Source organism: Kribbella sp. CA-253562 (genome assembly GCF_050942265.1).
Taxonomy (GTDB): Bacteria; Actinomycetota; Actinomycetes; order Propionibacteriales; family Kribbellaceae; genus Kribbella.
Genome location: NZ_CP192049.1, coordinates 4,015,722 through 4,028,596 on the forward strand (window position 1 = coordinate 4,015,722; position 12,875 = coordinate 4,028,596).

General features: G+C 70.1%; 11 protein-coding genes. 4 read left to right on the forward strand and 7 right to left on the reverse strand.

Annotated elements, in window-relative coordinates; genetic code table 11:
* Window positions 1–59: 59 nt before the first annotated feature.
* The gene (locus ACQPXM_RS19010) at window positions 60–407 is read left to right on the forward strand and encodes a peptidase inhibitor family I36 protein (protein WP_432950401.1); all 348 of its coding nucleotides are present in this window, start codon (window positions 60–62) and stop codon (window positions 405–407) included.
* Here ACQPXM_RS19010 and ACQPXM_RS19015 read toward each other — a convergent pair.
* From ACQPXM_RS19015 to ACQPXM_RS19030, 4 genes are all read right to left on the reverse strand, one after another.
* Complete coding sequence (locus tag ACQPXM_RS19015; RefSeq protein WP_432950403.1) at window positions 404–1,606, reverse strand: Dyp-type peroxidase; 1,203 nt, start codon at window positions 1,604–1,606, stop codon at window positions 404–406. The two genes, ACQPXM_RS19010 and ACQPXM_RS19015, sit on opposite strands and share 4 nt — an antisense overlap.
* Entirely contained in the window at window positions 1,603–2,139 is a 537-nt protein-coding gene (locus tag ACQPXM_RS19020; RefSeq protein ID WP_432950405.1) for a copper chaperone PCu(A)C, read from the reverse strand. Before ACQPXM_RS19020 ends, ACQPXM_RS19015 begins: the two co-directional genes overlap by 4 nt.
* Before the next feature lie 78 nt (window positions 2,140–2,217).
* Window positions 2,218–5,040, reverse strand: a complete 2,823-nt coding sequence (gene cphA, locus ACQPXM_RS19025; RefSeq protein WP_432950407.1) for a cyanophycin synthetase — start codon at window positions 5,038–5,040, stop codon at window positions 2,218–2,220.
* Entirely contained in the window at window positions 5,037–6,104 is a 1,068-nt protein-coding gene (locus ACQPXM_RS19030) for a cyanophycinase (protein WP_432950409.1), read from the reverse strand. The genes cphA and ACQPXM_RS19030 overlap by 4 nt, the downstream gene beginning before the upstream one ends.
* A gap of 40 nt (window positions 6,105–6,144) precedes the next feature.
* Between ACQPXM_RS19030 and ACQPXM_RS19035 the strand changes: the two genes are divergently transcribed.
* Window positions 6,145–6,309, forward strand: coding sequence for a hypothetical protein (locus tag ACQPXM_RS19035; RefSeq protein ID WP_432950411.1), 165 nt, complete (start codon window positions 6,145–6,147; stop codon window positions 6,307–6,309).
* A 308-nt stretch (window positions 6,310–6,617) separates the two neighbouring features.
* On the opposite strand, the gene ACQPXM_RS19040 is transcribed toward ACQPXM_RS19035, so the two are convergent.
* Both ACQPXM_RS19040 and ACQPXM_RS19045 read right to left on the reverse strand, forming a co-directional pair.
* Window positions 6,618–8,012 carry a glycoside hydrolase family 16 protein gene (locus tag ACQPXM_RS19040; protein ID WP_432950413.1) on the reverse strand — a complete coding sequence of 465 codons (1,395 nt, stop codon included), beginning with the start codon at window positions 8,010–8,012 and terminating at the stop codon, window positions 6,618–6,620.
* An 81-nt stretch (window positions 8,013–8,093) separates the two neighbouring features.
* Window positions 8,094–8,999 (reverse strand): GNAT family N-acetyltransferase, encoded by a 906-nt coding sequence (locus ACQPXM_RS19045; protein WP_432950415.1) that lies wholly within the window; start codon window positions 8,997–8,999, stop codon window positions 8,094–8,096.
* A gap of 164 nt (window positions 9,000–9,163) precedes the next feature.
* Between ACQPXM_RS19045 and ACQPXM_RS19050 the strand changes: the two genes are divergently transcribed.
* Window positions 9,164–9,967: a hypothetical protein gene (locus tag ACQPXM_RS19050; protein WP_432950417.1), complete on the forward strand. Its 804-nt coding sequence runs from the start codon at window positions 9,164–9,166 to the stop codon at window positions 9,965–9,967.
* A gap of 122 nt (window positions 9,968–10,089) precedes the next feature.
* A complete protein-coding gene (locus ACQPXM_RS19055) occupies window positions 10,090–10,923 on the forward strand; it encodes a hypothetical protein (RefSeq protein ID WP_432950419.1) in 834 nt (277 codons plus the stop codon).
* On the opposite strand, the gene serB is transcribed toward ACQPXM_RS19055, so the two are convergent.
* Window positions 10,916–12,127, reverse strand: a complete 1,212-nt coding sequence (gene serB / locus ACQPXM_RS19060) for a phosphoserine phosphatase SerB (protein ID WP_432950421.1) — start codon at window positions 12,125–12,127, stop codon at window positions 10,916–10,918. The genes ACQPXM_RS19055 and serB overlap by 8 nt on opposite strands.
* Window positions 12,128–12,875: the final 748 nt, after the last annotated feature.

Consider the following 12,875-nt stretch of genomic DNA (forward strand, 5'->3'; position numbering starts at 1 on the left):
GGTGAACATTCAACAATAGGCTCGACCCCGTTCGGGAATCCGCCTTCCAGGAGGAAACTGTGAGAAATCGTCCCGCCCTGGGTGCCGCTGCCGTCGCCGCCGCCGCGCTCACCGTCTCCGTCACTCCCGCATCCGCCGCGCAACAGCAGACCAGCGCCGCCGACTGCCGGCAGGGTCAGGCCTGCTTCTTCGAGACCACGAGCTTCGGTGGCAGGAGCGTCGTCTACAACGACGTGCCGACCGCGTGCACGGTGCTGCCCTTCGCGCCCGGCGCCCTGTTCAACTGGTCGACCGAGGACGTCCTGCTCTACCGCACGGCCGACTGCTCCGGTACGCCGTCGCTCGAGCCGGCCAACAACTTCCACAGCTACCCGAGCACGAAGTTCCTCAGCTTCCGGGCGGGTTAAGCCAAGAGCTCTCGCGCGAGCCAGCCGTCTTCGTGCCATCCCGGCGGGATCGCGAAGACGGCTGATCCGATCGTCGTCGTCCACTCGTTCAGCGCGTCGGCGGCGTCCAGCCGGGTCAGCAGCGGCAGGAACTGGCCGGCCACGTCGGCCTGGTAGCTGAGGAAGATCAGGCCGCTCTCCCGGGTCGCCCCGGTGTCGTGCACGTAGTTGAGGCCCTTGCGGAAGATCCGGCGACCGTCGTTCTCGCTGTGGTGCGACAGCCGGGCGTGCGCGTTCTCGGCGATCACCAGCCGCCCGTCGGCGTCGCGCGCGTCCAGGTCGAGTTCGTCGTGCTCGGCCGTCCCGGTGATCGGCGCGCCGGTGGACAGCTTGCGCCCGACCGCGCGCTCCTGCTCGGAGCGGGTCAGCTGGTCCCAGGTGTCCAGGTTCATTTTGATACGCCGCACGACGAGCGTCGTGCCGCCGCGGAACCACTCCGGCCTGTCGGCCCACACCGTCGCGTCGAACTCCGGCGTCCCGACCGCCGGATTGCCCGTCCCGTCGACCTGGCCGAACAGATTGCGCCCGGTCACCGGCTTGCCGTCCGGGCCGGTCGAATTCCAGAAGCCGGTCTGCCGCCAGACCGGTCTCGCGAACGGCGACGCGTCCGCGACCAACCGCCGTACGGCGTGCACGACGCTGACCGGGTCGTCGGCCCCGACCTGGATCAGCAAATCGCCACCGGACCAGCCCGGCAGCAGCCGGTCGTGCCGCATCACCGGCAGGTCGTCGAGCCCGCTCGGCTTGTACGCCGTGAGGCCGGGCCGGGTGAACACGCGTGGCCCGAACCCGACCGTCACGGTGAGCGCCGTGTTGGCAACGGCCAGCTCGGGTGCGGTGTCGCCTGGCGGCGGGCGCCCTTCGGACAGCGCGACGATGTCCGTGCTCCACAACCGCATCAGGCGGCCGAGGGCGGCCCGGTCGGTGCTGCTGAGCAGGTTCAGAGCGACGAGTTCGGCATGCTTCGGCGTGGGTGCCGCGATCGCGGGCTGGTGGTCGCCGTACGGGCTGACGACGCGGCTCGGTGTCGCCTCGGCCGGTGCGGGCTCGTTGCTAAGAGCAACAACTCCGCCGGTCACGGCGGCTCCCGCGGCGGCGGCTCCGGCGTACCCGAGGAGCTGCCGGCGCGAGGGCCGGGTGGGCTGGTCTGCTGAGGTCAAGAGGCGGGCGTGGGGGTCTCGGAGGGGTGGTAGTGCTCCTCCTCCTCGGTGAACTTCTTCACCGGCACGGTCAGGTCGTGGCTGCTGCCGTCGGAGAACTTCAGCGTCAACGGCACCTCGTCACCGGGCTTGAGCGGCTGCTTGAGGTCCATCAGCCTCACGTGGTCGCCGCTCGGCGCCAGATGGGCGTGCGAGCCGGCCGGTACGGCAATGCCGCCGGCCTTCTCCCGCATCACCATCTTGCCGTCCTTCATCGCCATTTCGTGCAACTCCACCGTGCCCGCCACCGGGGAAGTTGCCGAGGTCAACTTGATCTCGGTGCCGCCGGGATTGGTCAGCGACATGAACGCCGCCGTCATCGTGGTGTCCTTCGCGCCGGTCGTGGTGCGCACCCAGGCGTCCTCGACCAGCACGCTCGGCGTACTGACCGAAGCGGCGGTGCCGGCGGCGGCCGCCGAATCGCCGGAACCGCAGGAGGACAGCAGGAGGGGGAGGGCAACGACCGCACAGGCCATCAGCAACTTCGTCTTCACGGACAGGCCAACGACAGTGCCCGGACCCGAGTTCCCGGGCCAGCGGGGACACGCGGTGTGTCCCCGCTCACTGTCCGTCTACTCCGTTGCCGTGTCAGCTTCCCCGTCCGGGCGAACGAAGTCGGGGTCGCCGCCCTCGTCACCGGACCGGGCGCCGGCCTGGGCGAGGTGGGACACAGACTCCAGCTCGGCGAGCACCGACTGGTGCTGGTCGACACAGAGCACGACCAGGTCGCCACGGTTCGACCGGGTCAGCGCATACCGGACGGCGTCGAGCTCCTCCAGCACCGTCTCCACCGACCGGCAGCGGGCGCCCTTCTCCATCGCGGCCCGGACACCCTCCACGATCAGCCCGGCCGAGTCGCCGCGTTTGCGACCGCGCAATCGGGTGTCCTCACGCACGATCAGTACGTCGAAGTGCTGCGCCGCGACCTCGCCCAGCTCGCGCATGTCGTCGTCGCGCCGGTCGCCCGCGGTGGCGATCACGCCGATCCGCGACGGCCGGCCGACGTCCGAGGACGCACCGAGGCTCTCGCCCAGCCGGTTCACGAAGTCGCCGAGCATGCGCATCGCCGGCGCGTTGTGGCAGTAGTCGATGATCACGTGCCGGCCGTCCACCTCGATCTCGTTCAGCCGGCCCGGCGACAGGTAGTACGACGTGTTGAACGTGCGCAGGCCCTGCCGGATGTCGTGCAGCGGCGCCCCGGCCGCGAACGCCGCGGCGGCCGCCGCCATCACGTTCTGCACGTTCATCATCGCCCGGCCGCCGAAGGTTGCCGGCAGCAAGTGTGTCCAGGCCAGCTGCATCGACCGCCGGCCGTGCTTCATGATGATCATGTCGCCCAGCTCGGACCGCTCCAGTACGACGGCCCGGCCGCCGCGGCGGCAGTGCCCCTCGATGTACTCGCGGACCTCGCTGCCCGCCTCGGCCATGCTGAACCACACCACCTGACCGGAGCACTTGCGGCGCATCTTGCGCACCAGCGGGTCGTCGGCGTTCAGGACGGCGAAGCCGGTCCGCGGCACCGCCTCGACCAGCACGGCCTTCACGTCGGCCAGCTGCTCGAGCGTGTCGATCCCGCGCAGCCCGAGGTGGTCGGGCTGGATGTTCAGGACGACGGCGACGTCGTTGCGCTCGTAGCCCAGGCCCTCGCGCAGGATGCCGCCGCGGGCGACCTCGAAGACCGCGAAGTCCACCCGCGGGTTCTGCAGCACCATCCGGGCCGACTTCGGGCCGGACGCGTCGGACCGGATCACCAGCCGCTCGTCGATCACGACGCCGTCGGTCGACGTCATGCCGACCTTGCGGCCCATGCCCTTGAAGACGTGGCTGATCATCCGCGAGGTGGTGGTCTTGCCATTGGTCCCGGTCACCGCGACGATCGGGATCCGGCTGGTCGCGCCCGGCGGGAACAGCATGTCGACCACCGGCTTGGCGATGTACTGCGGTTCGCCGATCGTCGGGTTGGTGTGCATCCGGAAGCCCGGCGCGGCGTTCACCTCGCAGATCGCGCCGCCGGTCTCGCGCACCGGCTGGGTGATGTCAGGGCAGATGAAGTCGATGCCGGCGATGTCCAGCCCGATCATCCGGGCCGCCTCCTCGGCGATCTCGACGTTCTCCGGGTGCGCCTCGTAGGTGCGGTCGATCGAGATCCCGCCGGTGGACATGTTGCCGGTCAGCGTCAGCTTGACCATCACGTCCTCGGGCGGCACGTCGTCCATCTCGAAGCCCTGGCTGCGGACCAGCTCGCGGGCGGCGGCGTTCACGGTGATCCGGGTCAGGATCTTCTCGTGCCCGACACCACGGCGCGGGTCGGCGTTGGTGATCTCGACCAGCTCGGCCACCGTGTGCACGCCGTCGCCGACCACGTGCGCGGGCACGCGCTCGGCGATCGCCTCCATCCGGCCGTTGATGATCAGGCATCGGTAGTCGCGGCCGGTGACGAAGTTCTCCACGATCACCCAGCCGCGGCGGGACTGGTCGGCGGCGATCGGGAAGGCCTCGCGGACCGCGTCGGCGTCGGCCAGGTTGAGGCAGACGCCGCGGCCGTGGTTGCCGTCCAGCGGCTTGCAGACCACCGGGTAGCCGATCTTGTTCGCGACCGACACCGCGTCCTCGACGGTCCGCACCGAGTCGGACCGGGGGACCGGCAGACCGGCCGAGGCCAGCAGGCGCGTGGTCAGGTCCTTGTCGCCGGCCACGTCGACCGCGATCGAGCCGGTCTCCGACGTCATCGTGGCGCGGATCCGCTTCGCGTGCACGCCCTGGCCGAGCTGGACCAGGCTGGCCTTGTTCAGCCGGATCCACGGGATGTCGCGGGAGGTCGCCTCGTCGACGATGGCCTGTGTCGACGGGCCGAACGCCGTCCGCTCGGCCTGCTTGATGAACCGCTCGAGCTCGGTGGTGAAGTCGAACTCCGGATCGGGCTGGACCAAGTGGTTGACGAACCGGACCGCCAGCTCGCCGGCGGCCAGGCCGACGGCTTCGTCGGCGTACGAGTAGATGATGTTGTACCGGCCGGGCACACCCTTGACCTGACGGGTCTTGCCGCGCCGCATGTCGTGGCCGGCCTCCTGCTGCAGCTGCAGGGCGACGTGCTCGGCGATGTGGCCGAGCCACGTGCCCTCGTCCAACCGCTCGATGAAGCCGCCGCGGCGGCCACGCGAGCAGTGGTGCTGGTCGAGCCGGGGCAGGTCGGCGAGCAGGTGCTCGGTGAAGCCGTCGATCGTGTTCGACGGGAAGTTCTCCAGCGATCCCAGGTCGACGACCAGGTGGATGGCCGGTTCGTAGCTCCACACGTTCGGGCCGCGGTAGACCCGGGTCTCGATGATCTTCAGGTCGGGGCTCGGGCTGCCGAGCGCCGTCGCGGTCGTGCTGTGCTGAGGGGCGGTGTCGGTCATGAAGTCCCACTGTCTGGTTGTGGCTCGGTGTCAGGTCGGCTGAGTTCGGCGCCCGCGCTCAGAGGCTCGGTCGCCTCCGGTCTGGACTCGGCCGCCGACGAGACCCGCCGGGCCACCCGCTTGCCGGCCCGGCGCTTCTGCTCGGCGTAGTAGCGCGGGGAGACGCCCTCGGCGGCGATGTCGCGGGCCAGCTTGCGCAGGTCCGCCTCGGCCGCCTCGATCTCGGCCAGTTCCTCGGCCGGGGGCTGCGACCCGTACGACAGCAGGACCCGGGCGCGCAGGTCGAACGTCGCGGTGGCGGGCAGCACGTGCAGCACGACGCCGGAGGCCAGCATCGCCTCGGACCGCTTGGCGAAGTGGGCGTTGGAGGTGATCCGGCTGCCGTCGAAGATGGTCACCGCGCCGCGGCCGACCACCTCCAGGTGGGTGCCCCGGACAACGGCCGCGGTGTCCTCGTCGACGCCGATGCCGAGCAGACCGGGGGACTGGGCAACCAGCGAGAGCAGCCGCCCGTAGCGGTTGCGCTGGGCGAAGTGCTGGTCGACGATCGCGCCCTGGACCAGGCCGAGACCACCGGCGAGCTGGCTCATCCGCTGCCGCGGGGTTGCGCCCGAGCGGCCGAACGCGATCATGTGCTCGGCCAGGATGCTGGCGCCGGCCGACGTACCACCGACCGCGGCACCGCGCCGGTGCGCGGCCGTGACGGCCCGGCCGAACGCCGTACCGGTGACCACGCCGCTGAGCTTGAGCTGGTTGCCGCCGGTCATGAAGATGCCGGTCGCCTCGTCCAGCGGTTCGATGAACGCCGGGTCGTCGGCGTCCTCGCGGTTTTCCGGGCGGACCCCGACCACGCTGGCCGCACCGAGCGCGGAGAACAGTGCAGAGTACACGTCGGTGACGTCCGGACCGAGCGCGGACGCGGTCGGCACCACCACGATCCGCGCCTTCGGCCCACCGGCCGCCTCGACGAACTCCTGCAGCACCGTGCGCTTCTTCAGCTTGTCCTCGGCTCCGCCGATCGCGAAGAGAGCACCCGGCCCGCTGCTCACCACCTGTTGAGACATAGCCGAAGAATAGGTCACGGCCCGCGACGGGGCACCACGGGTGGAGAAGAACAGAGAGAAGAACAGAGAGAAGAACAGAGAGAAGAACAGAGAGAAGAACAGAGAGAAGAACAGAGAGAAGAACAGAGAGAAGAACAGAGAGAAGAACAGAGAGAAGAACAGAGAGAAGAACAGAGTAGTGGTTGCTGCTGTCTTTCGATGTTGACGATGTAGTGAGTAGCGTCACGCGCGGACTACTCCGCGGGTCCGACTTGGTCACGTGACGGGCGGCATGATGCGTCGGCGGGCACCACTTGATTCCGGCCATCAGGAGCGGACAGTGACAATGATGACAAGTCCGGTGCGTGTTGGATAAATGCGCTCACATTGCGGGCGTGCCGGTGGCAACAATGATCGCGGATTGGAAGCTGACTCTCCGAAAGGCTCAGACTGTAGGCCCGCTGGGGAAGGGGTTGAGGGACTGTCCGTGGCGCCGATCGCTCGGTTCCACGGACAGCCCGGTCACCGCTGCGATTACCGGCCGAAGGTGAACCAGTTGACGTTCACGAAGTCGGCTGGTTGGCCGCTGGTGAAGGTCAGGTAGACGTCGTGCACGCCGGTGACCGCCGAGATGTTGGCCGGGACGGAGCGCCAGCTCTGCCACCCGCCGGTGTTGCCGATGGCGAAACTGCCGATCGGCGCGCTGGACCTGCTGTCCAGGCGGACTTCGACCAGGCCGCTGACGCCTCCCGCGGCACCCGAGGCGACGCGCGCGACGAACTGGCGGGCCGGCGTACTGCCGAAGTCGATGCCGCGGTAGAGGGTCCAGTCGCCGTTGCCGACCTGGCTGAGGTTCTGCCCGCCGCCGGTGTCGCTGGTCGTCTCGAGGCCGACACCTGACTGCTGGGCGAACCCTTCGGCCTGCAAGGTCCCGTACGCGCCGGTCCCACCAGGAGGCGGCGTGGTCGGGGGAGTCGTGCCGCCGCCCTTGGTGGAGACCGCGACGTAGTCGACGACCATCGGGTGACCGGGCACGGTCTCGGCGCGCGGGGTCGGTCCGTTCAGCGCGTCGGGGAACGCACCGCCCATCGCGACGTTCAGCAGGATGAAGTAGCCCGCGTGCGAGGTCATGCTGGCCCAGGTGTCAGCGGGGAGCTGGCTCTGGCTGATGGTGTGGAACTGCTGCCCGTCGACGTACCAGCGCAGTTGGTTGGGCGAGATGCTGGTGTCCCACTCGAACCGGTAGGTGTGGAACGCCGACTGGCAGCTCGCACCAGGGCAGACGCGGCTCGCGCCGAGGCCGCTGGTCTCGTTGCACGGGCCGCCCGGGTTGACGCCGCAGTGCAGCACGGCCCAGACCGAGTTGATCCCGTTGACGTTCTCCATGATGTCGAACTCGCCGATGGCCGGCCAGTTCCAGTAGTTGCCCCGGTACGGCTGGCCGAGCGCCCAGAACGCCGGCCAGTAGCCGAGCGCCGCGTTGCCGGTGACGTTGGGCATCTGGATCCGGCCCTCGATCGCCAAGACGCCGCCGGCGGGCGGTTTGAAGTCAGCCCGGTGGGTTTCGATCCGGGCCGACGTCCAGTTGCCCGCGCCGTCGCGGCGCGGGGTGATCCGCAGGTTGCCGGCGCCGTCGAGCGACAGGTTGTCGGGGCTGCTGGTGTAGTTCTGGATCTCGCCGGTGCCCCAGTTGCCCGGGCCGCCGGGGTAGCCGTGACCGGTGTCGACGATCCAGTTCGCGCTGGACGGCAGACTGCCGCTCGGGCCGTTGAAGTCGTCGGACCAGACCGTGGTCCAGCCGGCCGGAGGCGGCGGCACACTGGCCTGAGCGGCGATGGTCAGCGGTACGGCGACCAGGATCGGGGCGACCAGCGCACTGAGCAGGGTCCTCAGCCTGGTCCTGGACGGTGTGTTCGGGCGGGAACGCATCTTGACCTCCCTGGATGGGTTACGCCTATGGGAGCGCTCTCATCGCCAGGAGTCAACAGCTCGTCACGAAATCCGCAGTGCTCAGATCCGCCCGCGGTAGACCGTCGAGCTGCGCCGGACGGTCATCCCGAGCCGCTCGTACATCGCCAGCGCGCCGGTGCCGGAGTGCGTCCACAGCGTCAGCGACGTACGCCCACGGGCGTGCATCGCCTGGGCCGCGATCGCGAGCAGCGCCTTCGCCACCCCACGACCCCGATGATCCTTGCGGACGGCGACCTGCTCGACGTACCCGTCCTCGGTGTCCGGCAGTTCGAGGCTGAGCACCGCACCGACCAACTCGTCGCCGGCGAAGGCGAGCGGAGACAGTTCCGGGGCGAAGCTCGACCGCTCGATGCTCAGCCGCGCCCATTCGTCGTACGACTTGCGTCGCGGTTGCCAGTCGTCGAACGCGTCCTCGATCACCTGGTACGCCGCCCGCTCGTCACCCGGCGCGAACGGCCGGATCGTGAGCCCGTCGGGAATCCGGACTTCGAGGTCCGTGGTCGGCATCGTCAGTTGCCAGTTCGTCGCCAGCACCTCGTACTCGTGGGACCGGAGCAGCTCGGTGCCGGCCAGGTCCTGGTCGTCGACGGTCTGCGCGAGCCAATCCGTACCGACTTCCGCGGCCCGTGCCTCCGTCCAGGCCAGCAGAGCGCTGCCCAGCCCTTGTCCGCGGAAGGCGGGATCCACATCGACCTGGGCGCGCCGGCCGCGATTGATCCAGGCCCATCCCGCCAGCCGTCCGTCCGCGGCGTGCACGACCAGGCTGTCGACGGCCGCGTCCAGGCCCGGGCGGTTCAGTGCGGCCTCGATCCCGTCGGCGCCGGTCTCGACGACACCGATCAAGTCGCGCTCCACCGCGCTGACCAGGGCGTGCACCGCCGGTACGTCGGCGGTCGTGGCGGGGCGCGCGGTGAAGCCGGCGGGCAGATCGACGGGGGGAGCCATGCGCGGGATCTTGCCTCGCGTCCGGCGTCCTCCGCAAAAGTGGCAGGTTGTGGTAGGTCACACAGTGTTTGCGGCGACCTCCGGATCTGTCACCATGTGAGCGAACCGGGTCGACCTGAACAGAGCAGCAAGGCCCCCTCTTCCCGCCAACGAGGAGTGTCGCTGTGCGTACCGTGAGGGCCGGTCTCGGCGCTGCCGCCGTCGTTGTGGCGCTGGCCGCCTGTGGGTCCGGTGCGGACAGTACGGCGCAGACCGGGCCGGCGCCGTCCGTCAGTACGTCGTCCGCGTCACCGGCCCCTTCGACGCCCGCTCGCAGCGACGACAACCTGTCGCCCGCGAACCTCGCGTCGGAGCTGCTCAGTCAGCTGGCGGCGAAGGGGACGTTCCGGGTCATCTCCCGGACGCAGAGCCCGGGCCGCGACGTCGTCCTGGTCACCGCCGACGTCAAGCTGACCCGCGAAGGGATCGACCTGGTCGCGAGCGGCCGTGGCCGGAAGGTGGTCAGGACCGGCGCGGCGCTCTATCTCAAGGACGCCGCGCTGACCGACAGCAAGTCGCGGCCCTGGCTGGAGATCGCCGGTGGCGGTGACGCCGCCCGGTACGCCGACCAGCTCGTCCGCGCGGCCCAGGTCCACGCGGTGATCGGCGGCGCGGCTCACGCCACCGCCTTCCAGCGCGGTGACCGGGTCACGGTCAACGGCGCGGCGGCCCAGGAGTACGTCGTCACGCTCGACCTGCCCAGGGCGACCGAGGCCGACGCGCTGGGCGGTTTCCTCACCGCGGACGACGCCAAGAAGTTGCCCCAGGCACTCACCTTGCGGATCGCCGTCGACGCCCGCTGCCTGCCGGTCCAGCTGCGGTTCACCCTGGACGACGCCGACGTGGTCGCCACCTTCAGCCGCTTCGGCCAGAAGCTGACCGTCACTGCGCCACCGGACGACCGCATCGGCACTCCGTCGACGACTTGATGCGTTGCAGCTTGTTGCAACGCCAGGAATAGGTGCGCCGGTTGCCGATGTGTCACCATCTGACCGGGTCGACCTGATCGGGAGCAGCAAGGCCCTCACCCCTTGTTGTGGAGGAGTCTGCTGTGCGTTCCGTTCTGCCTGCCCTGGTCGCGGGTTCCGCCCTCGTCCTGACCGCTGCCTGCGGCAACAATGCCGCCGCTCCGGCCGCCGCCCCGGCATCTACGCCGACGATCGCGGCCAGTACGCCGACGCCGGCCGCGCCGATGCCCGCCGAGCTCACCAAGGCGAACTTCGGGCCGAAGGTCATGGCGGCCCTGCGCGCAGCCGGGACGTTCCAGGCGACCGCGGAGCTGACCGACGACGAGCGGGGGCCGAGCCCGCGGGTCACCGCCGCCATCCGGCTCAGGGGCGCGACGCCCGATGCGGTGGTGACCAGCGAGGACAGCTTGCCGGTCACGAGGATCGGCAAGGTGCTCTACATGAAAAACGACGAGCTGACCGGCAACCCGAAAAAGCCGTGGGTGCGGCTGGACCTGGGATCCAACGACCCGGAGGTCCTGATCGCCGCGGTCGTCGTGGTCCAGGACCTGAACCGGGCGATGGTCCACCAGGTGATCGGCGGTACGGCGTACGCGACGTCCTTCAAGGCCGGCGGCGTCCAGTCACTCGACGGGACCCAGGTGCGTGAGTACGTGGTCAGCATCGACGTGAAGAAGGCGACCGCGGCCCGGGCGCTCGGCGTGTATCTCGACCGGACCGACGCGAAGACCCTGCCGGCCCAGCTCAGCGTCTCGATCATGGTCGACGCGCAGAACCGGCCGCGCCGGATGAGCTTCGTGCTCGCCGACACCAAGGACGGCAGCACCGCCGTCCGGGCGTGGTTCGAGCGGTTCGGCGCCAAGCTCCCGATCGTCGCGCCGCCCGCCGCGCAGACCGGCAAGCTCGACCTCAGCTGAGGCTGTCGGCCGCCTCGACCTCTTCGCGGGAGATGCCGAGCAGGTACAGGATCGTGTCCAGGTAGGGCACGCTCAGGTGGGTGTCGGCGGCGGCCCGGACGACCGGCTTCGCGTTGAACGCGACGCCGAGCCCGGCCGCGGCCAGCATGTCGAGGTCGTTGGCGCCGTCGCCGATCGCGACGGTCTGGGACAGCGGGGTGTTCGAGGCGGCGGCGAAGCGGCGCAGCGCGACGGCCTTGCCGGCCCTGTCGACGATGTCGCCGACCACCTTGCCGGTGAGCTTGCCGTCGACGATCTCCAGCTCGTTGGCCGCGGCGTAGTCGATGCCGAGATCGGCCGCGATCTTGTCGGTGATCTGGCTGAACCCGCCGCTGACGATCGCGAACTGGTACCCGAGCCGCTTCAGGGTCCGGACCAGGGTCCGGGCACCCGGCGCGAGCTGGATCGCGTCGTACACCTCGTCCAGCGCGGTGGCCGGCAGTCCCTCGAGCCGGGCCACCCGATGCCGCAGCGACTCGGCGAAGTCGAGCTCGCCGCGCATCGCCTGCTCGGTGACCGCGGCGACCTCCGCCTCACGACCGGCGTGCGCGGCGAGCATCTCGATCACCTCGCCCTGGATCAGGGTCGAGTCGACGTCCATCACGATCAGCCGCTTCGCCCGCCGGTACAGCCCACCGGCCTGGACGGCGACGTCGAGCCGCTGCCGGACACCTTCCATCGCGAGCACCGGACGCAGCGCGTCGGGATCGGCACCGGACACCGCGATCTCCACGGCGGTCACCGGGTAGCGCGCCATCCGGCTGATCCGGTCGATGTTCGCGCCGGTGTCGGCGATCCGGCCGGCGATCGCGGCGAACCCCTCGGCGGTCAACGGCGAACCGATCACGGTCACCTGGGTGCGGCCCTTGCGGCGCGGTTCGTTGTCGCCGACACCCTTCTTCACGTCGATCTCGACGTCGAGCTGCTCGGCCAGCTCCTTGAGCTCCTTCTTGAGCTCCTTGTGATCCCGCGGCGCCGACAACAACACCCCGAGCACCAGCCGCCCCCGCAGCACGACCTGCTCGGCGTCGATCACCTCGAGCCCCCGACTCGCGATCGTCGACAACACCGCCGATGTCAGCCCCGGACGATCCGTACCGGTCAACGTGACCAGCAGCGTCGGGCGGTCCAACGGGGGGGTCTCTTGCTCAGCCTGTCCTGTCATCGCAGAACAGAACGCTATCCGAGCCCGCCCGACCACTGGACGCCCGGTCCACATCCCGGCAACCGGCGGCGTACGCCGACCCGTTCCCCACGCCGACCCGGTCCGTTCCCACGCCGGCCTGTTCTGCTCCAGGCGCCGACCCTTCCGTTGCCGCTCGACACGTGTCGTTCCCCTGCGCCGACCCGTGCCGTTCCCACCCGACCCTCCCGCTCCGCGCGCAGGCGCCCCCGTTCCCGCGCCCCGGTTCCCGCCCCGACCCGTCCCGTTCCGTTCCCCACGCCGGTCCAGCCCCCTCCTCATGCCGGCGCGTCCCGCTCTCGGCGCCGACCCGTCCCATGCAGGTCCCCATTTCGACGGTGAACCTTCCGGCTTGTGGGTTCTACGTCCGCATCCGGGCCTGGAACCCACCAATCGCCGGGTTAACCGTCGAAATGGCGACAGGGCGGGACAGCGCAGGCGGGAGAGCGGGAACTGAACGGCGCGCGCGGGCGGGGCACCGGCCCGGGCCATCGCCGCGATCCCGGCCACGGCCCTGCGTCCCGTTCCCTGCGCCGACCGGTCCCGATCCCCGTGCAGGTCCCCATTTCGACGGTGAACCTTCCGGCTGGTGGGTTCCACGTCCGCATCCGGGCCTGGAACCCACCAATCGCCGGGTTAACCGTCGAAATGGCGACAGGGCGCGACGGCGCAGGCGGGGACGCGGGGCGGGCCGGCGTGGAGAGCGGGACGGGACGGCGCGAGCGGGCCG